Source organism: Pseudomonas sp. MF06569, assembly GCF_059862735.1.
The window spans coordinates 92,321-112,175 of record NZ_JCBCUZ010000003.1 but is presented as its reverse complement, the minus strand read 5'-3'; the positions used below and the strand labels follow the sequence as shown (position 1 = coordinate 112,175).

The 19,855-nt window shown below is 59.6% G+C and carries 19 protein-coding genes; 6 read left to right on the top strand and 13 right to left on the bottom strand.

From position 1 onward, the window contains the following. Nucleotides 1-24 precede the first annotated feature (24 nt). Nucleotides 25-309, bottom strand: a complete 285-nt coding sequence (locus AC19YQ_RS04565; protein WP_500594669.1) for a putative quinol monooxygenase — start codon at nt 307-309, stop codon at nt 25-27. A gap of 21 nt (nt 310-330) precedes the next feature. After that, a complete protein-coding gene (locus tag AC19YQ_RS04560) occupies nt 331-1,950 on the bottom strand; it encodes an FMN-binding glutamate synthase family protein (RefSeq protein ID WP_133075915.1) in 1,620 nt (539 codons plus the stop codon). 323 nt (nt 1,951-2,273) lie between these two features. On the opposite strand from AC19YQ_RS04560, the gene AC19YQ_RS04555 reads away from it, so the two are divergent. The 3 genes from AC19YQ_RS04555 to AC19YQ_RS04545 are packed head-to-tail and all read left to right on the top strand — an operon-like array spanning nt 2,274 to nt 3,856. Continuing rightward, complete coding sequence (locus AC19YQ_RS04555; protein ID WP_326425423.1) at nt 2,274-2,693, top strand: NUDIX hydrolase; 420 nt, start codon at nt 2,274-2,276, stop codon at nt 2,691-2,693. Continuing rightward, the gene (locus tag AC19YQ_RS04550; protein ID WP_133075913.1) at nt 2,693-3,331 is read left to right on the top strand and encodes a LysE family translocator; all 639 of its coding nucleotides are present in this window, start codon (nt 2,693-2,695) and stop codon (nt 3,329-3,331) included. The genes AC19YQ_RS04555 and AC19YQ_RS04550 overlap by 1 nt, the downstream gene beginning before the upstream one ends. A 12-nt stretch (nt 3,332-3,343) precedes the next feature. Then, nucleotides 3,344-3,856, top strand: coding sequence for a GNAT family N-acetyltransferase (locus tag AC19YQ_RS04545; RefSeq protein WP_219260826.1), 513 nt, complete (start codon nt 3,344-3,346; stop codon nt 3,854-3,856). A gap of 113 nt (nt 3,857-3,969) precedes the next feature. Here AC19YQ_RS04545 and metR read toward each other — a convergent pair whose 3' ends face one another. Then, nucleotides 3,970-4,887: a transcriptional regulator MetR gene (gene metR / locus AC19YQ_RS04540; protein WP_133075911.1), complete on the bottom strand. Its 918-nt coding sequence runs from the start codon at nt 4,885-4,887 to the stop codon at nt 3,970-3,972. A 107-nt stretch (nt 4,888-4,994) separates the two neighbouring features. Here metR and AC19YQ_RS04535 point away from each other — a divergent pair, with 107 nt between their 5' ends. Together AC19YQ_RS04535 and AC19YQ_RS04530 are read left to right on the top strand one after the other, a co-directional pair. After that, entirely contained in the window at nt 4,995-5,831 is an 837-nt protein-coding gene (locus tag AC19YQ_RS04535; protein WP_445261351.1) for a hypothetical protein, read from the top strand. A 341-nt stretch (nt 5,832-6,172) separates the two neighbouring features. Then, nucleotides 6,173-9,289 carry a Tc toxin subunit A gene (locus AC19YQ_RS04530; protein ID WP_500594668.1) on the top strand — a complete coding sequence of 1,039 codons (3,117 nt, stop codon included), beginning with the start codon at nt 6,173-6,175 and terminating at the stop codon, nt 9,287-9,289. Between the two features lie 138 nt (nt 9,290-9,427). On the opposite strand, the gene AC19YQ_RS04525 is transcribed toward AC19YQ_RS04530, so the two are convergent. Genes AC19YQ_RS04525 through AC19YQ_RS04500 form a run of 6 tightly spaced genes read right to left on the bottom strand, consistent with a single transcriptional unit; the run spans nt 9,428 to nt 16,660 of the window. Next, nucleotides 9,428-10,819 (bottom strand): sigma-54-dependent transcriptional regulator, encoded by a 1,392-nt coding sequence (locus AC19YQ_RS04525; RefSeq protein WP_326398402.1) that lies wholly within the window; start codon nt 10,817-10,819, stop codon nt 9,428-9,430. After that, nucleotides 10,816-12,576, bottom strand: a complete 1,761-nt coding sequence (locus AC19YQ_RS04520; protein ID WP_500594667.1) for a sensor histidine kinase — start codon at nt 12,574-12,576, stop codon at nt 10,816-10,818. Before AC19YQ_RS04520 ends, AC19YQ_RS04525 begins: the two co-directional genes overlap by 4 nt. Then, on the bottom strand, nt 12,576-13,700 hold the full coding sequence (locus AC19YQ_RS04515) for a GNAT family N-acetyltransferase (RefSeq protein ID WP_500594666.1): 1,125 nt from the start codon (nt 13,698-13,700) through the stop codon (nt 12,576-12,578). Before AC19YQ_RS04515 ends, AC19YQ_RS04520 begins: the two co-directional genes overlap by 1 nt. Before the next feature lie 14 nt (nt 13,701-13,714). Then, nucleotides 13,715-14,581, bottom strand: coding sequence for an alpha/beta hydrolase (locus tag AC19YQ_RS04510; RefSeq protein WP_500594665.1), 867 nt, complete (start codon nt 14,579-14,581; stop codon nt 13,715-13,717). Beyond that, nucleotides 14,578-15,972, bottom strand: coding sequence for an aspartate aminotransferase family protein (locus AC19YQ_RS04505; protein ID WP_133075904.1), 1,395 nt, complete (start codon nt 15,970-15,972; stop codon nt 14,578-14,580). The genes AC19YQ_RS04510 and AC19YQ_RS04505 overlap by 4 nt, the downstream gene beginning before the upstream one ends. Beyond that, nucleotides 15,965-16,660, bottom strand: a complete 696-nt coding sequence (locus AC19YQ_RS04500; RefSeq protein ID WP_219260812.1) for an MtnX-like HAD-IB family phosphatase — start codon at nt 16,658-16,660, stop codon at nt 15,965-15,967. Before AC19YQ_RS04500 ends, AC19YQ_RS04505 begins: the two co-directional genes overlap by 8 nt. A gap of 227 nt (nt 16,661-16,887) precedes the next feature. Between AC19YQ_RS04500 and AC19YQ_RS04495 the strand changes: the two genes are divergently transcribed. Then, on the top strand, nt 16,888-17,652 hold the full coding sequence (locus AC19YQ_RS04495; RefSeq protein ID WP_133075981.1) for a MipA/OmpV family protein: 765 nt from the start codon (nt 16,888-16,890) through the stop codon (nt 17,650-17,652). A 46-nt stretch (nt 17,653-17,698) separates the two neighbouring features. Here the strand turns inward: AC19YQ_RS04495 and AC19YQ_RS04490 are convergent, their stop codons facing one another. From AC19YQ_RS04490 to AC19YQ_RS04475, 4 genes are all read right to left on the bottom strand, one after another. Beyond that, the gene (locus AC19YQ_RS04490) at nt 17,699-18,112 is read right to left on the bottom strand and encodes a DMT family transporter (RefSeq protein ID WP_133075902.1); all 414 of its coding nucleotides are present in this window, start codon (nt 18,110-18,112) and stop codon (nt 17,699-17,701) included. Between the two features lie 11 nt (nt 18,113-18,123). Next, a complete protein-coding gene (locus tag AC19YQ_RS04485) occupies nt 18,124-18,498 on the bottom strand; it encodes a DMT family transporter (RefSeq protein ID WP_500594664.1) in 375 nt (124 codons plus the stop codon). Next, a complete protein-coding gene (locus tag AC19YQ_RS04480) occupies nt 18,495-19,415 on the bottom strand; it encodes an arginase family protein (RefSeq protein ID WP_500594735.1) in 921 nt (306 codons plus the stop codon). Before AC19YQ_RS04480 ends, AC19YQ_RS04485 begins: the two co-directional genes overlap by 4 nt. Nucleotides 19,416-19,525: 110 nt before the next feature. Further along, on the bottom strand, nt 19,526-19,852 hold the full coding sequence (locus tag AC19YQ_RS04475; protein WP_500594734.1) for a GlpM family protein: 327 nt from the start codon (nt 19,850-19,852) through the stop codon (nt 19,526-19,528). Nucleotides 19,853-19,855: the final 3 nt, after the last annotated feature.

Sequence of the window (19,855 nt, the reverse complement as noted above, 5' to 3'; positions counted from 1 at the left end):
GCCCGAGATCGAGCCAGAGTTTATTTAAAACTCATGCATCATGATAAACGTGCAGGCTTTTGACTGATGGGCATTGATCAATGGCACCAGCCGGCGGAAATGCTCGCTTTGGCAATGGGCATCCAGTGCATCCTGATCCGGCCATTGTTCGATAAAGATGAAGTGCCCGGGGGCCGCGTGATCCACAAACAAGTCATAGGCAATGCACAGGGGTTCCTGTCGGGTTTTTTCCACCAGTTCGGCGTACCACGGGCGTACGGTCTCCAGATGTTCGGGCTTGATGAAGTCTTCAGCGATCACCTTCAACATGTTGCTCAGTCCTTGTGTGCGTCAGGCAGCGGCGATTTCGTTGGGCTCGAAGCTGTCAGCCCGTGCCATTTGCCACATGCGTGAATAGAACTCGCCATTGACCTCTCCGGTGAGCAATTCGCCGGGCTTGAGGAACACATGCAGTTGCGAGAACAGTTTGATTTCGGTCGCGGACATGCGTCGCACCAAGTGCTTGGCCTTGAGTTGCGCCGGGTGTTCCAGACCCGCCGCGGCTAGCATTTCGGCCAGGGCCTTGAGGGTGTTGCGGTGGAACTGAAAAACCCGCTGGGCCTTGTCCGGCACCACAAGCGCCCGCTGGCGCAACGTGTCCTGGGTGGCCACGCCGGTGGGGCATTTGTTGGTATGGCAGGACTGCGACTGAATGCAGCCAATGGCGAACATAAAACCCCGCGCCGAGTTGGCCCAGTCGGCACCAATGGCCAGTACGCTGGCAATGTCGAAGGCGCTGACAATCTTGCCACTGGCACCCAGCTTGATCTTGTCCCGCAGATTCAGGCCCACCAGGGTGTTGTGCACGAACAGCAAACCCTCGCGCAGCGGTGCGCCGATATGGTCGGTGAACTCCACGGGTGCGGCGCCTGTGCCGCCTTCCTTGCCATCGATCACGATAAAGTCCGGCAGGATGCCCGTTTCGAGCATGGCCTTGGCGATGCCCATGAATTCCCACGGATGGCCCAGGCAGAACTTGAAGCCGACAGGTTTGCCGCCAGACAACTCACGCAACTGCGCGATAAAGAGCATCAGTTCGATGGGCGTCGAAAACGCGCTGTGACGCGAAGGTGAGATGCAGTCTTCGCCCATGGGTACACCGCGTGTTTCGGCGATTTCCAGGGTCACTTTGTGCTTGGGCAGAATGCCGCCGTGGCCCGGTTTGGCGCCCTGGCTCATCTTGATTTCGATCATCCGCACTTGTGGCGTTCGGGCCTGGGCGGCAAAACGTTCAGGGTCGAATCGCCCGTCCGAGGTGCGGCAGCCGAAGTAGCCACTGCCCAGCTCCCACGTCAAGTCACCACCATTCTCACGGTGATAGGAGCTGATGCTGCCTTCTCCCGTGTCGTGGGCAAAGTTACCGAGCTTTGCACCCTGATTGAGGGCGCGGATGGCATTGGCGCTCAGAGAGCCAAAACTCATGGCCGAAATGTTGAAGATCGACGCCGAATACGGCTGGCTGCATTGCGGGCCGCCCACCACGATTCGAAAGCTGCTGGGGTCGGTCAGCGGGGCCGGGCGCATGGAGTGGCCGATAAATTCAAAGCCTGGCTGATACACGTCCACCAATGTGCCGAAGGGTTTGTCGGCACTTTCATTCTTGGCCCGTGAGTACACCAGCGAGCGTTGAGAGCGTGAGAAGGGCAGCGCGTCGCTGTCAGATTCCAGCAGGTATTGGCGGATTTCCGGGCGAATGGCCTCCACCAGATAGCGAATGTTGCCCAGGATCGGGTAGTTGCGGCGCACGGCGTGGGGGCTTTGCAGCAGGTCGAAAATTCCCAGCAGGCTTAACGCCAGGGTGACGGCAGTAAAGGGCCATAACCATTCATGGTGCATGAACGGCAGGCTGGCGAGGGTGAAAATGACGCAACATGCAAAAAACGCATAACGGCTTAACAGTGACAGGCTCATACGGTTTCCTGTTTCAGGCTGATCTGTTCCCTCAGGCGGTTGCGCCTCAAAAGGTCGAGAACAGAAAAAGGACAATAGAACCCTCTCTTTGAGTCGGAGGTTTGCAGGGGAGTGTTGGTCATCCATCACGCAAATGCCAACTCCCTGTCTGAATATTCATTGAACGGGATTTCCTTTGCGCCAGCATCCCTACCAAAGTCGGGCATTTCATACAGAAGGCTCGGGTACAGATGACATCTGTATATTTTCAGGTTTGCCGGCTCGTGTGATCCTGCGCGCACCTTTTATCGTGTCGGCCCCTGAACGTGACCACTCCAAAACCCATGACATCCAACATCATTCGTATTGCTGCTGCGGTATTGATCGGCCCTGATGGCCAAACCCTGCTGGTGCGCAAGCGCGGCACCCAGGCGTTCATGCAGCCCGGCGGCAAGATCGAAGCCCACGAACAACCTGTTACGGCATTGGCCCGAGAGCTGGAAGAAGAGTTGGCTTTGGTGATTGATCCGGCCACCGCCACCTGGCTGGGCCATTTCGCGGCCCCGGCCGTCAACGAACCGGGCTTTGAGGTGCAGGCCGAGCTGTTTTTGCTGCATATCAGCGAGCCGGTCACCCCTGCCGCGGAAATTGAAGAAGTGCAGTGGATCGATCCGCAGGGGGATGGTGGCCTGGTCTTGGCGCCCCTGACTCGCGATCTGGTCTTGCCGTTTTATCGCAATGCGTTGCTGACCAGGACTGCCTGATGATTCCAGCCCACGACCTGCTGATTTTTGCCGCGGCCTGCCTGCTGATGGTGCTAACGCCGGGGCCGAACATGATTTACCTGATTTCGCGCTCCATCTGCCAGGGGCGCCAGGCCGGGGTCACGTCTTTGCTCGGGGTTGTGGCGGGGTTCTTTGTGCATATGTTTGCCGCCGCCGCGGGCCTGACGGCTGTATTTTTGGCGGTGCCAATGGCCTATGAAGCACTCAAGTGGGCAGGGGCCCTGTACCTGCTGTGGATGGCCTGGCAAGCGGTGCGGCCCGGTGCCCGGTCACCGTTTGAAGCCCGGGAGCTGGCGCCGGACTCATCGTCAAGATTGGTGCTGATGGGGTTCATGACCAGCGTGCTGAACCCCAAGGTAGCGGTGTTCTACCTGTCGGTTTTCCCGCAGTTCATCAACCCGGAGCACGGTTCGGTGTTCACTCAGAGTATCGTGTTGGGCCTGACGCAAATCAGCGTCAGTTTCACGGTTAACTTGCTGATTGCGCTGTTCGCCAGCGGCATTGCCGTATGGTTTGTGCGTAATCCGTTGTGGCTGGCAGTGCAGCGCTATGTGATGGGCTGTGTGCTGGCTGCACTGGCAGTGAGGCTGATGCTGGAACAACGTAAAACCGTATGACCTGGACCTGTAATGGCTATAGAACTGCTTGAACCCTCAAACGCCAAGGCCTATCGCCAGTTGATGCTTGAGGCTTACGCGCTGCACCCCGAGGCTTTTGTATCCACCATCGCCCAGCGTGAGAAATTGCCGCTGAGCTGGTGGGAAGCCAAATTGGACGATGAACTGAGCGCCCTGTTTGGTGCTTTTGTCGATTCCCGGCTGGTGGGGATTGTCGGCCTGGCGTTCGAACCCTGGGAAGATGCCCGGCACAAGGCCACGTTATTTGGCTTGTATGTGTCCGGGGATTTTCGTGGGCAAGGGCTGGGTGAGCATTTGGTACAGGCCGTGCTGTCACTGGCCGAGCAAGAGCCTGAAACCAAGGTGATTGAGCTGACCGTCAGCGCCGGCAGTGATGCTGCGCTGGCGTTGTACACACGCTGCGGATTCGAGCAGTCGGGGTTGGAAGACTGCGCGATTCGGGTGGGTGAGGCGTATTACGACCGGGTGCATATGCGCCGGTTGGTGAACGTCGAAGACATCTGAAACCGTGTAGTCGCTGCTGAAGGCTGAGAGGGAATGCTGTTCACTTAAGAGCAATGCTGCTCCCACAGAGGCAGAAATCCCTTGAGTGAACAACATTGAAGGTCCTGCGGCCCTTATCGCACCGCGCTCACCCCGTCCAGGGTCGAGAACGACGTGTCTTTGGCCGTCAGCAAAAAGTCGCGCATGTACGGTGCATCCAGCATGTCGGCGCGAATCCCGGCGTACAGCGTGGCAAACAACCCCTTCTCGCCAAGGCGCTTAGCCTTCACATAACCCCGCGAGCTGTATTCATGCAGCGCCCAGTGCGGCATCCCGCAGACGCCTCGGCCGCTGGCGACCAGTTGCATCATCATGACCGTCAGCTCCGAGGTGCGTACCTGAGCGGGTTCGACGTCGGCAGGTTCCAGAAAACGGGTAAAGATATCGAGCCGATCACGCTCCACCGGGTAGGTGATCAAAATCTCGCTGCTCAGATCCTCCGGCACGATAAACGGTTTGTTGGCCAGCGGATGCTGGTTGGCCACGGCCAGCATGGCTTCGTAGGTAAACAACGGTACATAGGTCAGGCCGGCAATTTCCTGCGGGTCTGAAGTCACCACCAAATCCAGATCACCCCGTGCCAGTGCCGGCAGCGGTGCGAAAGCAAAGCCGGAGGCCAGGTCCAGCTCGACCTCGGGCCAGGCATCACGGAACTGATCGATGGTGGGCATCAGCCATTGGAAGCAGCTATGGCACTCAATCGCCATGTGCAGACGCCCGGCCGTACCGCCGACCAGACGGGCGATATCCCGCTCTGCACCGCGCAGCAGTGGCAGCATGGCATCGGCCAGTTGTAGCAGGCGCAAGCCGCCGCTGGTGAAGCGAACCGGTTTGGTTTTACGCACAAAGAGCGGCATGCCCATGCGCTCTTCCAGCTCTTTGAATTGGTGAGATAAAGCGGACTGAGTCAGGTGCAGGCGCTCTGCCGCTTCGACCAGGCTGTCTGACTCGCGCAACGCGTGCAGGGTTTTGAGGTGACGAATTTCCAGCACAGTGGCTCCATGAGTAGATTTGATGTTCAACACGAAAACATTGAGTTTGTCTCATGTTTAGGCGGGTGTCGATAATAGAGCCATTACTTACACGAAGGAATGCTGTCATGGCTCTGGCCCACACTCTTGGTTTCCCCGGCATTGGCGCAGACGGCGATCCGAAAAAAGCACTCGAAGCCTACTGCAAAGGCGACAGCGTTCAGGCGGCACTGCACAGCGTGGGTCACCCGTTGCGTGCCAGACAGTACTGCCTGGCACCGGAATTCAGCCTGGACCAGCACTTTGAGCTGAACTGGGACCCGTTGTTTGAAGAGACCGCCCAAGCACTGGCGCAGGGCCACAAGGTCAAGCCCGTCATACTCGGTCCACTGTCCTACCTGTGGCTGGGCAAGGCCAAGGGTAACGAATTCAACACGCTCGACCTGCTGGAAAACCTGCTGCCGGTGTACGCGCAAACCCTTTCCCGCCTGGCAGAGCAGGGCGTGGAATGGGTACAGATCGACGAGCCGATCCTGTCGCTGGACTTGCCACAGGAATGGAAAAGCGCCTTTGAGCGCGCTTATCACATTCTTCAATACTCGCCGCTGAAAAAGCTGGTTGCTACTTACTTCAGCGGCCTTGAAGGCAACCTCGGCCTGGCCGTTGGCTTGCCGGTGGACGGGTTGCACGTGGATCTGGTGCGCGCTCCCGACCCGTTGCATGCAATCCTGGATCGTTTGCCGACTTACAAAGTGCTGTCCCTGGGCCTGGTCAACGGTCGCAACGTATCGCGCTGCGACCTTGAAAATGCCCTGGTGCAATTGCAAGAAGCCCGGGAGCGTTTGGGTGACAACCTGTGGGTCAACCCCGATTGCGCCCTCAAAACCCGCAGCTGGGCCGTGGCAGAAGTAGCGCTGATCAACAGGCTGGCGGCTGCGCGGCAGGTGCATTCGCAAGCCGCTTAAAGAGCATTGCAAGCTACAAGCCGGGGCTTGTAGCTGTTTCTCCCTCTCTTCTAACGTCAGATATGTTTCTTTTTTTTGTATGAAAATTCTGATGAATGGATGTCGTCTCTGTCATTTCTGACAGTAGGCAGTTTCTCTATCCAAGTGCGTAATCGACCTCAACAGAGTCAGTTCCTGACTTAAAAAAACCGATGTGCTGGCGGTGGCCTTGGCGGATAGCCGGGGAGGCTCCTGTCAATTCGGAAGTTGAGGATATGGTTATGGCAACGCAAAACACTTCAGACGGCTCCACCCCCCCGCCAGCTGGCCTGGCAGATGAGACCGGACCCAGCGAGGGCGAGGTGTCTGAACCCGAAAGGGATCCGGACACCGAGGGGCAGGAGGTCACAACCTCTGAACGCGACCTGCTTGCCCTCCAATCCCTGCAGGTATTTCAAGCAGAGCTCGAACAGTCCGGTTACAGCTCGGTGTTTGAAGTGGCAGACAGTGGCCCCGAGGCCGTTACCCAGATGCTGCAAATATCCGGGCGCAATCTTGAGCTCAACCAAACAGTGGATTTTTATGATCAGGCGCAAGACCGTGCTGCTTCTCTGACCCGGCTCTATGCTCAACTGTGCTCGCGCAGCGATCCGGCCATGCAGGCTGTGTCCAGGCTGGGTGTGGAATACGACAGTGCCTGGATGCAGCGTTCCCTTGGCGGTACTGGCAGTTATGACAGTTGGTTCGCGCCAGCCAATGGCACCCAGTTTGCTCATCCGGACTCGGTCGGCTCATTGTTCTCCCCCGCCAGCTACTTGACCGACCTGTATCGCGCCGCCAAGCCGCTGCATCCGCAAACCCACGGCTTGCAGCTCAACCGACGGCGCCCGGACCTGGCCAATCTGGCGCTCAGTGAAGCCAACGTGCATGAAGAAGTCAGCACCCTGGCGCTGACCCTTGAGGTACTTGAGGCTGGTATAGAGGGCGATGTTGACGAATTGCTGCGCACCTCTTTGTATCCGATGAACCTGCCGTACAACCATGCCAGCGAACAGATCCTGCAAGGCATGGCCGCACGTAAATCTACCCCGGCCGAACTGTGGTCGGTATTTGGCGATTACGAAGATCAGGCATTGCGGCTGGATAGTACGCTGGCAAGTTGGGCAACCAGGATGCCGGTGAACTATGCGCGCGACGCGCTGGGCATGTCGCCGGACTTGTTAAACATACTGACGGAAGCCAGGAATACCTCTGATGCAGGGGTTGCTAAATATTTTGGCCTCCCCGGCGCAAGTCATTTGAATTATGTGTCATCTCTGGAAGCAGCGCTTAAAATGCCAACGGAAACTATCTTGGCTGCGCTGGGAGCAGGGCCGTTCTTTGATGTTTCAGACTTGGGGGAAGCCGAAGTTAAAGTTGATCCCGAACAGTCGTTAACCGTTTCATATACCGGCACGGTTGGAGACGGAACCTTTACTTGCAAATTCATTGACGTGTCAATTCAAGTCCGCAATGGAAATGAACTTTGGCTTGCGTACACCTCAGTGCTCACGGACGGAACTGATCGGCATGTGGTGTGGCTTGCACAAGCGGGGAATGACAACGCACAGGTAACACAACTGCTGACGCCCATGGACTTGCCCGAGCCGTGGCCCTCGGTGCGTTATTGGGAACATTCTCTGAATATGACCCTCAATCAGTATCTTGAGAACCCCGTACCTATTTTCATAAAAGGGGTCAACATGGGCTTTGAAGGCGTGGTCATTCCCTTGAGCGCTGCGCTTGATATTTCAATCACTTATATACCGAGGATCATCCCACCTCAGATCTACGGTGCCCGCTATATCAACGGCTGGGACGACGGTAGTGCTGCTCCCGCCAAGCCCTTATATGCATATGTCGGTGCCGCCCTTGGGCATCCGGTTCCAGCGCCACCCAACGATCCGACGACGAGTGGGCTGTACAACCGTAATGGTCGTGCCTTTGAGCGTCTTAATCGCCTTGTTCGGCTGCAACGCCATGTGAAAGTTCTGTCCTTTGAAGAACTTGACTGGTTCATCAGTCAGGCCAGCGACGATATTAGCGCTCACCCGCTCACGCAACCGTTGCAGGCGCTGGCGATCTATTTGCCACTGCGTCAGCGCTATGGCATGACCGTCGACAGCTTCGCCGCTTGCCTGGGAGTGCTTAACACCTTCAATGCCAGCGGCAAGACCTCGTTTTATACCCGTCTGTTCGGCGCAACTGACTTGATTGGTCAGCTCAATGTCGACTTCCAGCGCTCAACCGAAGATCAGGCCTCACTGCGTGCTCGCGCCCGTTTGTGCCAGGGCCTGCAGATCGATGACGCTAGCCTTGTCCTGCTGGCACAGAACCTGCCAGGCATGGTCGGCAACACCTTGCCAGTATTGGGGCTGGAGCAGATTTCAGCGTTGTACCGGCTGGTGGCGATCCCTCGCGTGTTTGGCCTGCGGGTGGTTGAGGCTGTGCATCTATGGGAGTTGCTGGGCGCGCCCAATGCCATAGTCAGCGCTCTGGCCCAGCCAAGACCCAACCAGAAGGCTATGGCCATACTGATTCGCACCGGCTACCTGGTCGACTGGATGCGAGCCCAACAGCTGGATGCCGCGCAGTTGATCGCCCTGACCAGCCGGCGTTATCCGGTGCAGAAAACACCTGAGCTGCAAGCCTTTATCGAAAATATCTACAGCACCCTGACCGGCCGCGAACCCGTGCCGTCGCAACTGCTGGCGGCAGAGGACGGGGTATTGCGGGCGCAATTGGCACGCCATATCGGTGCCGAGTTCGGCCTCAAGCCCAACATCGTCGATGCCATGCTGGTCTGGGTCGATGCCGTGGCCAAGGACATGGCCCCAACGCTCAATGGCTACGGGCTGTTGAAGTTTTGGGAGGATATCGAGCGTGTTTGCCAAGGGTTGGCCTCTCTGGAGGACCTGCCTCAGGTCGTGCAATACGCACACCTTGTGCGTCAGTTCGCTCAAGTCTGCATCTGGGCCCAGCTCGGTGAGCAGGACCTGGAGCTGTTGATGCCGGTTGCGCAGGGCAGGCCTTCGGCGCTGACCGGCGCCAGCACAGCCCCACCGTTGACCCTGAACCTGTTGCTGGCGCTGTCACGCTATCGCCAGTGGCAAAGCAAACTGGTGGGGCCTGTGGCCGAGGCACGCGGCTATTTGCAGCGCGCCAACCAAACTCCGGCACTGACCCTGCAAGTCGCTGCACAGTTGCTTGGCGATTTGCATGGCTGGGATGTGACCCAGACCCTTGCGTTGATGGGCACCAGCGTACCGAAAAGTTTTGTAGCGCTGGTGCCCCTGCTGCAAAAAATGCAATTGAGCCAGCGCCTTAACCTGTCACCGGCGGATTTACTGTGGGCCGCAAAATTAACAGCAACCAGCGCGCTTACTCAGTCCAGCCTCAACGTGATTGTCGCCAAAATCATCGCCGCCGCACACGGCTAAACCGGGAGTAACCGTTTGCCACAACAGACGCGGGGGGGAGGTTGCAAAACCGGTACCCGCGGTTTGCCTGATAAACCGCGGCGTTCCAATCGCGAGCAAGCCCGCTCCCACACGCGCGGGCTTGCCCGCTTTAATGGGCTAGCGGACGATTTTATCGACATGGATGTCGAGCTTTTTCAGGCGATACCAGAAGCTGCGTTCTGATATCCCGATCAACTGCGCCGCCGCTGCCTGCACGCCATTGGCTTGTTGCAGGGCGGCAAGGATGTACGCTTTTTCGACCTCGGCCAGTGCCGCTTCCAGATCGGGCGGCACACTCGGCCCCGGTGCGGGCAGGGCGCTGTTCTGGCCGGGCTGGGCGCTGAACAGGTAGGGCGGCAAGTCGCTGTCCTGGAGGATGCTGCTGTTGGCCACGATGGTGGCGCGCTCGACACAGTTTTGCAGTTCGCGAATATTGCCTGGCCAGTGATAGGCGGCCATTGCTTGCAAGGCGCCGGGGCTGAAACCGGTGATGCGTTTACCTGCGGTGGCTCCCAGGTTGTGGGCAAAGTGCCGCGCCAGCGGTGCGATGTCTTCAACCCGTTCGCGCAAGGCGGGCAGGGGGATCGGGAATACATTCAGGCGGTAGTACAGGTCTTCGCGAAACGTTTTGTCGGCCACGGCTTGCAGCAGGTTTTTGTTGGTCGCGGCGATCACCCGCACATCCACCTTGCGCTCTCGCGGATCCCCCACCGGCTCAATCACCCGCTCTTGAAGCGCCCGCAGGATCTTGGCCTGCAAGGCCAGGGGCATGTCCCCCACTTCATCGAGAAACAGCGTGCCCTTGTCGGCCTGCATAAAGCGCCCCACACGGTCGGCCACGGCGCCGGTAAAGGCGCCCTTGCGATGGCCGAACATCTCGCTTTCAAGCAGCCCTTCGGGAATTGCCGCACAGTTGACCGCGACAAAGGGTTTGTCTGCGCGACTGCCGTGTTTATGGATGGCGCGGGCGACCATCTCTTTGCCCGTGCCGCTTTCGCCGGTCAGCAGGATGGTGGCGCTGCTCTCGCGCACCGAGTCGATGGCTTGAAGCACCCGACGAAAGCTGGGGCTGTCGCCGATCAGGCTGTCGATGTGCTGGTGCTCGTCCAGTTCGGCACGCAGGCGTGCGTTGTCGCGCAAAATGTCGCGAAACTGCAGGGCCTTGCTGACGGTAATGTCCAGCTCGTCGATATCGAAGGGTTTGGCGATGTAGTCGTAGGCACCGTTACGCATGGACTGTACGGCGTTTTTCACCGTGCTGTAGGCGGTCATGACGATGACCGGCAGCTGCGGGTAGCGCAGTTTGACCTCCGCCAGTAACTGAGGGCCGTCCATGCCGGGCATTCGCCAGTCGCTGATCACCAGGTCGATGTCTTCCTGCTCCAGAATCGCCAGCGCCTGCAGGCCGTTGCCCGCGGTGAAGACCTGAATGTCGTTTTGACTCAGTGCCGAGCTGAGCAGGTCGCAGAGCTTGGGTTCGTCATCGACCACCAGCACGTTATGACTCATGTCTTGCTTGCTCCGTGGGCAGGAATGTACAGATTGAAGGTGGCACCGGCGTCTTTTTTGCTGATGCATTCGATGCGCCCATCGTGGCTGTCCATGATGGAGAACACCTTGGCCAGGCCCAACCCTGTACCTGAGGCTTTGGTGGTCACGAAGGGCGTGAAAATACGTTCGAGCATGTCCGGTGCGATCCCTTCTCCTGTGTCGGCAATGCCTATCACGGTGTAATCGTTTTCGCGGGAAATGTGCACTGTCAGGCAGCCGCCTTCTGGCATGGCGTCGATGGCGTTGATGATCAGGTTCAGGCACGCCTGTTTCAGCTGCCCGGCATCGGCATACAGGGTGGCCCCGGGTGCTTGATCGTCGATGCGGGCATCGATGTTATGACTTTCCAGTTCCGGTTTGCAGAAGCCCAGAATGTCTTCAACCAGAGGTCGCGCAGCCTGTTGCGCGCGGACGGGAGCGCTGGGCTTGGCGAAGTCGAGGAACTCGGTGATCAGGTCGTTGATCCGCGAGACTTCGCTGACCACGTATTCCAGGTGGCGCTTGTCGGTCTCGCCCAGGTCGGCGCGGCGGTGCAGCAGTTGGGTCGCAGTTTTGATAATGCCCAGCGGGTTGCGGATTTCGTGGGCCAGGCCCATCGCTACTTCCCCCAGGGCATGCAAGCGGTCGCGGCGGCGCAGTTGTGCTTCGAGATGATGCAACTGGTCCAGCCGTGCCGTCATGTGGTTGAAGGTGCTGCTCAGCTCGGCCAGTTCGTCGTTGCCTGATACGCCAACGCGCTGGTTGTAGTCCCCGGCAGTCACGGCGCGCACGCCTTCTGACAAGTCTCGTAGCGGTCGGGTCAGGCGCTCGGAGACCAGCCAGCCAACGGTCAGTGACAGCACTGAACCGAGCAGGAAGATCAGGGCGAACAGGTTGCTCTGGTTGACCAGACCCACCAGGCTGGCATGGCGTAGCAGACCGCTGTAGATCACGCCTTGCAGCTCGCCGTTGTCGTTGAGAATGGGCCAGTACAAACCGCTGTAGCGGCTGGTGAACTGCTCGGTGGGCAAGCGGGTTTCGCGCAATATTTGCTCGATAGCCGGGGGCACCATCGGCTGGCGGTCTTCGAAACGCTGGCTGGAGAAGATCTCGGCAAACCCTGCGGAATTTGACAGGTACAGGCGCAGGTCCAGGGAGTGAACATTGGCCACGCTGGTCAGAAAGCTGCTGTCCATGTAGGTGGCTACCAGCAGTTGGTAATCCGCCCCGTCCTGGCTGGTGGCAAAGGTCGAGACCACGGTGCCGGTGGGTACGCCTCCGACGTCGATGGTTTGCAACACCGCATTGGGCGCCAGGCTGATCTGGTCGACGATGGTGTCACTGGCGGTGCTGAACACCACTTTGTGGTCGCTGTCGCGGATCAGGGCGACCACGTCGATGCCCATCGCGTCGGCGATGTCAGCAGTCAGCCGGTCATGGCGGATGGCCTTGCTGGAAGACGGCGGGTGGGTGTATTGCAGGAACAGCTTGGCGGCCCGGGCGTTGTCCGCGAGGATTTCGCTGATCTCGTCCTTGACGATTTTGGTCGACTCCTGCAACCAGACCCGCACGTTGCTATCGAAAATCTGCGACAGGGTGGTGGCGGCCAGTTCGGCGGCGATCATGGTCGGGATGACGCTGACCAGCCAGAACGCCAGCACCAGTTTGCGCTGCACGGTCCAGCGCGACACTTTGAAGGGTTGGGGCTGGCGCGGTGAGTCAGGCGTGGTGGGCATTAATACTCGCTTATCGCAGCCGCCAGGGCAGGGTCGTGGCGGTCAGGGCGGATGAACAGTTTGACCAGCTTGAGCAGGTTGTTTATCAGCCAGTTGCGATGCCGGAAATACAGTGTGTTGCCCTGAAAGGTACAGCCCAGGCGGATCTTGCTGGCGTAACCGGCCTGGCCGCATTCGTACAGGGCAATGTTGTGGCTGATGCAGTAATCGACATTGACCAGCCAGCTCCTGAAATACAGATTGTAGTCGCGGGTCAGCTCAAGGTCGTGGCCAAAAAACTTGTCGATCAGGCGGTGTTCATCGATCAGCACCAGATTGAACGCCACCAGTTGCTCGTCGAGCCAGTACAGCACGCACACTGCCCGGTCGCCCAGTTGTTGGAGGATACCCGTGAAATAAGTCGCGGGTAAGCGCTCCAATTGCAGGTCGCTGCGTGCCAGGCTGGCCGCGTACAGGCGCATGACGTCAGGCAAAACGTCGTCGATGGTGCTGCGCCACTCCACCCGCGGGCCGGGGTTGCGCAGTTTGCGGCGCATGTCTTTGCGGGTGGACTTGCCCAGTGAGCCAAGGTAGCCGTCCACCGAGCCGAAGGGCACCGCCAGGGTTGCGCTGGGCAGCCCCGGCATCGACTGAAAGCCTGCCGTCTTGCAGAGGGTGGCCCACTCATGGTCGTCGCTGGGCACGTCCTTGACCGCGATCAGGCCGATGCCAAGGCGGGCGGCGTCAGCCTGGGCCAGGGTCAGCAGCCGGGCGAGCAGGGCAGGGCGTTGCGCTGCCGGGATAACGCTGGCCGTCCCTGCACTGCATTGTTCGGTCAGCGGCGAGCCGATGGCGTACAGCTGCAGCTGCACCAGCCCCGGCAACACGCGGTTGAGCCGTTCGGTAAAGTGCTTGGCGAGCCCTTGAACGGTGGTGTCGAGGCGATAGCAGGTGGTAAATGCGGTTGCCACGGCCAGCAGGGTGGGGCCTTCGAACAGCGTCAGATAACGCCATTCAAAGCCTTCAATCCCGGCTTTTTCGACGGCCACGATGTAGTCCCAATCCTCCAGAGCATCTGGAAAACAGTCATTCCAGGCTTCGCGGTCGATAGCCTGGATGGATGAAAAGGTGTGGGCGGTAATCATGGGCGTCCTTTGGCTCAGGCCTGCTGTCGATAGTCGACAGGAACCGGTGCCGCGCGGCTGTTTTTCTTGATAAAGGCGTCACTGAGTTCGATCACGCGGCGGTACTGCAGGTCGACGGTGATCATGTGGTAGCAGTTGTCGAGCAGCACTTTGGTCACAGGCCCGCCCAGATGACGCTCCACGTAATCGGCGTTCCAGCGGCTGGTGATGTCGTCCTCGATGGAGTGCAAAACCAGGGCTTTGGTGGTGATCGACGGCATGCGCTTTTTCACCACGGCATTCATCCGGTGCAATTCGCGCACGGTGATCCCATGCATCGTCAACAGCCCGGCATTCGCGCTTTCTCCAGCGTGCATCTGGCGCTCGACAATGGCGCGCAAACGTTCGTTCTTGATGCCGTAAGGGGGTTTTTCTTCAAAATTGCACAGGTGTACGCCAAAGGGGATCGCCATCAGCAACGGGGTCAAAAAAGCCAGTTTGTTGATGCTCCAGCCGTCGTAACGCAAGGTGGTGGAGTACATCAACAGCCCGGCGACCTGGCCCGGGTGTTCGGAGGCCACGTACATCGACATGACCGCACCCATCGACAGACCCCCGACAAAAACCTGCGAGTGACGCTGGCGGATCCCGGCGAAGGTTTTACGCACGCCTTCGTACCAGTCCAGCCAGCCGGTGGCTTGCAGGTCGTCGTTGTCACCGCAGTGCCCGGCCAGGGTGGGGACGTACACCGTGCACGTCCCGTCCTTCGCCAGGCCCTGGGCCACCCGACGCAGTTCCGTCGGAGTGCCGGTGAGGCCGTGGATCAACAAGACCCCGACCTCACCCGTGCCGAGAACGAAACCGGCGTCGCCTTCGCCCAGATCGATCTCTGGCCCGTTCACCGTTTCATGGCCCGAGCCAGCAGGCGGTCGAGCAGGGCGATGCCCAGGTCGATTTCGGCGTAGCTGATTTCCAGGGACGGCGCCAGGGTGATCACGTTCTTGTAGTAGCCGCCCACGTCCAGAATCAGACCCAGACGCTTGCCGTCGATTTCAATGTCGCCCTTCATGCCTTCTTCAACCATGAAGTCGAGGGTGGCCTTGTCCGGGGTGAAACCGTCCGGGCCGCAGATTTCGCAGCGCAGCGCCAGGCCCAGACCGTCGACGTCGCCGATGATCGGGTAGCGTTTTTGCAGGTCTTGCAGACCGTCCAGGAAGTACTTGCCCTTGGCCATGACCATCGCGCCGTAGTCGACTTCGCTGGTCATCTTGAACATTTCCAGGCCCACGGCGGTGCCCAGCGGGTTGGAGGCGAAGGTGGAGTGGGTGGAGCCCGGCGGGAAGATTTTCGGGTTGATCAGCTCTTCACGGGCCCAGATGCCGCCCAGCGGATTGAGGCCGTTGGTCAGTGCCTTGCCGAAGACGATCACGTCAGGTTTGACGTCGAAGTGCTCGATGGACCACAGCTTGCCGGTGCGCCAGAAACCCATCTGGATTTCGTCGACCACCATCAGGATGCCGTGCTGATCCAGCACGTGCTTGAGTTCGCTGTAGAAGTTCATCGGCGGGATGACATAGCCGCCGGTGCCCTGGATCGGTTCGACGTAAAAGGCGGCGTATTCGCTCTGGCCGACTTTGGGGTCCCACACGCCGTTGTATTCGGTCTCGAACAGACGGGCGAATTGCTGCACGCAGTGGCTGCCGTATTCTTCCTTGGTCATGCCTTTTGGCCCACGGAAGTGGTACGGGAACGGGATAAAGTTGGCGCGCTCGCCAAAGTGGCCGTAGCGGCGACGGTAGCGGTAGCTGGAGGTGATCGACGAGGCGCCGAGGGTGCGGCCGTGGTAGCCGCCTTCGAAGGCGAACATCAGGCTTTTGCCGTTGCTGGCGTTACGCACCACCTTCAGCGAGTCCTCGATGGACTGCGACCCGCCGACGTTGAAGTGCACGCGACCGTCGAGGCCGAACTTGTTTTTGGCGTCGACCGCGATGCGTTCCGACAACTCGATCTTGCCCTTGTGCAGGTACTGGCTGGCGATTTGCGGCAAGGTGTCGATCTGTTGTTTCAGGGCGTTGTTCAGGCGCGGGTTGGAGTAACCGAAGTTGACCGCCGAGTACCACATTTGCAGGTCGAGGTAGGCCTGGTCTTCGGTGTCCCAGACGTAGGAACCTTCGCAGCGGCTGAAAATGCGCGGTGGTTCGATGTAGTGAACGGTGTCGCCGTAGGAGCAGTACTTGGCTTCTTTTTCCAGAAGGATCTGGTCTTCAGGGGTAGCGATTCGGATATCAGACATGATTGAAGAGTTCCTGCTGTTCACGAGAATAGTGGGGAGCGTTGGCGGCCGGGTTCGGCAATTTGGCGAGCAAGGCCGGCAGTTCGGCGAAAGAGTCAAAGCGTGCGTAGGGGATACCGTTGCGTTCGCAGTGTTCGGCCAGGCTGTCCTTGGCGAAGACGAAGTCGGCGCTGGAGGCCACGCACATGTCGGAGCGGCCATCGCCAATCACCAGCACGCGTTTGCCGCCGGGGGTGGATTTGCATTTGCAGTTGCCCGAGGCGGCCCGGCAGGTGTCGCTGGAGTACGGGAAGTCGATGCGCCAGCGGTTCTGGTCGACCTGACGCAGGCGGTTGGCAAGGATCGGCAACAGGCTCACGTAGTGGCGGGCCAGGATGCGGGCAATGCCTTGTTCGATACCGTCACTGACTACCTCGATGGAGGCGCCCAGGCCGATGACGTGGTCAACGAAGTCGGGAAAGTGAGGGTCAATCTCAACGCTGTCGAAAAAGGCCAGCAGTTCGGCTGGCGTGGCCTTGACCAGCGACAGCTGGCGGCTCAGGCATTCACGCGAACCGATTTCACCCTGCACCCATTGATCTTCGATCGCTTCCCAGCTGGGGTCGGCGAAGCGTTGAAGAATGTTGTCGATGACGTCGGTGCGGGTAATGGTCCCGTCGAAATCACACACGATATGCCATTGCATCATCTGCATTGTCCTGTCGAAAAGACGCGCTTTTTGCGCTTGCCAGAGGACATAGCATTGACTGTGCCAATTATTAAAAGCCCCGTGGGCTGGGGCTTTGCGCCGATTGGAGGGTGGCTTTCGAGTTTGAAGCTACAATTTTTGTAGCTTGCTACAAACAACATGAGTGCTTGCACAGGGCGAGCGAAAAAGGGATTGATGCGCCCATGAACCTCTATGGAACCTTCGACATGAAAGCCCCGGTCCGTGCTTTATTGCTGCTCACATTGTTGGGTGTCGGCGTGGGTGCCCATGGGGCAGACGGCCCGAGTGGGGAAGTGGGCGTGGGGATTGGCTATCAGCCCTACGATCCAAGCGCCAGCCGCTATCAGGTGGTGCCGTTGCCGTATTTCGATGTGGACTGGGGCGATGTCAGTCTCAATACCGATGACGGTCTGACCTGGAGTGCCTTCAAGGCCGACGGCTGGAGCGCGGGCCCCTTGCTCAACTACGTGTCGGGGCGCAATGCCAATGGTTCGTTGCGGGGCCTTCGCGATGTGCCGGACATGGCCCTGCTGGGCGGCTTTGTGCAGTACAGCCCGGCCGATTTCTGGCGCGTGTATGCACAACTCGGGCAGGCGGTGGGCGGCGCGGGCGGTCAGGGCGGGGTGCTGGGTCAGGTCGGGGGCGAGCTGGGTTATCCGCTGGGGCTGGGGGTTATCGGCAGCAGCCAGTTGGCGGTACATTTTGCGGATGGCCGACAGATGTCGACGTTCTTTGGTGTCAGCGACAGTGAAGCCCAGGCGTCGGGGATTTCCGCATACAAGGCCAGTGGCGGGTTGCAGAATGTCACCCTGACCCAGAACTTCGAGTTTCCCCTGGCACAACACTGGTCACTGGTGACCAGCGCCAGTTGGGTTCATCTGCTGGGCTCGGCGGCGGACAGCAGTATCGTGCGCGAGCAGGGAGATGTGAATCAGGGCTCGGTGCAGGTCGCGGTGAGTTACAAGTTCTAGACCCCATCCCCTGTATCGCGGGCAAGCCCGCTCCCACAGAGGTGGGCTATGGCTCACCCTCCGCCAGCAGCGCAATCCCGCCAATGATCACGGCAACGCCGAGCCAGTGCAGGGCGCTGATATGTTCGCCCAACCCCAGCCACGACCCCAGCAGAACCCCCACAAATACCAGCGAGCTGAGCGGAAACGCCAGCGACAGGCTGCTGCGGCGCAGTATCAGCATCCACACGAAAAACGCCCCGATGTAACAGGCAATAGCCACCCACACGCCGGGGTTTAGCATCACTGCTTGCAGCCATTGCAGGCTGAAATCCATCTGCCCCAGTTGATCGCCGCCGACCTTGGTCGCAATCTGCCCGCTGCTTTCGAGGGCAATTAACAGCGCCCACAGCACCACAGTTCCCAGACGTCCATGCAGCCAGCCGTTGTCTGCGATTTTCAGGGTTTCAGTGTTGTCCATTGTTCTTCTCCTCAAGCCCCGGCGATGCAGACCAGCATCACGCCAAGGGTAATCACCAGGGTGCCCAGCCAGCGCCGGCGGCTCACGTGTTCGCCCAGGAACACCTTGCCGGCGAACACCGCGCCGCAGTACGCCAGTGCGGCAGCCGGGAACAGCACACTCAGGGGCGCCCGTGACAGGGCCTCCAGCCAGACGAAAAACTCGATGACGTAAGCGCCGATCCCGGCCCACAGCATGGGGGCATTGAACACCTGGCCCCAGAATGCGTTGAGGCGAAAACCGCCTTCCAGTTCCGGCAGGCGGTCCAGGCCGATCTTGAAACACAGTTGGCCCATGACATCGAGCACGATGGAAAACGCCACCAGGGCAATCACGGTCAAGGTCACGGGAACAGTTCCTCAAACAGAGCGATCAGCGCCTCATTGGTGGTTGAGTTGCGCAGCAAGTCGCTCTCGCTCCAGCGTTCAGGGGCTGGCTGGTCGGACCTGGCCTCCCAGCGCTTGAGCAGGTTGCGGTGCGGTGCCCTGGCGAATTCGCCGCACACGTCGATGCCCAGCACCCGCTTGCTGGCGGCCAGGGCCCGGATGGCCTGGAGCAGGTGGGTCAGGCGCATGCCGCCCTGATCCCAGTTGGTGGCGGCGTCTTCGCTGGCGAGAACGTCCTTGTCCAGGGTGATCCAGATCGCTTCCGTGGGCAGGCTGCAGATCAGCTCGGCGAGAAAGATTGGCCAGTCCTGATCGGCAAGATTGCGCCAGTGCAACAGGTTCTCGTGCTGCTCGTGCCCCGCGCCGTCGCCGATTCGGCCCCAGACTTTGGTGGGGGGATGCTGCCAGGGGAATAGTTGCAAATCACCACGGCGCAGGGCCCCGAGGTTGCCGCCCTTGAATTGCGGGGTTTGCAGGTCGTCGCTGCACGGGCCGAGGGTGACGATGCGTTTGATATTCGGCAGTTTCAGGGCGCGATTCACCCACGAACCGCAATGGCGACGGGGGGCAAAGCGTACCCAGTCAGGGTGGTTGTCGAAGTGGATCAGGGTGACAGGTTCGGGCAAGTCGGCGAGCAGGGCCGGGGTCAGGTGATGATAGTCGCCGGAGCCGATGAAGAAGATTTCAGGCCTCAGGGCCTGGCGTCTCGGCCTTTGCTGCAGGCGCTGGGCGAAACGCCGGTAATTGCGTTCGGTGGACCACAGGCGCAATTGCGGGCCCAGTTCGAGCAGGTCCAGGCGTGTAGCGCGACCATCGGTCAGACGCTGCATGATCGGTGTTTGTGAGGTCAGGCTGTGATCAAGATCGAGAATATTCAACGTGTCATTTACCCCATTCAATCGCCGCCGATCCAGGCAGGGCGGGCTTCAGGGGGTAAATGCAAGGGACGGGCCAGGGGCGCGCTGATGATCTTGAGGTGGGAGCGGGCTCAGTGCAGGCGCACCCACACGCTGACCAGTACGGTGGCAGCCATCAGCCAGGCCACGGCGGCCAGCGCCAGTGACGCTTCAAGACGCATGCGGTCGACCAGTATGTACAGCGTTGCGAGGTAGACGAAGTAGGGAATGATCGACCACATGCCAAACACAATGGTGGTTTTCAGGTCGTCCACCGAGCGTCCTTTGCCGACGATGTAATGCGCAATCAGAGCAAAGGTCGGGAACAACGGGACCAGGCCCGCGATGTAGTAGTTTTTGGTCTTGGCCAGCATTGCCAGAATGATGACCACTGCGGCACCCAGAGCCGCTTTGAGTATCAG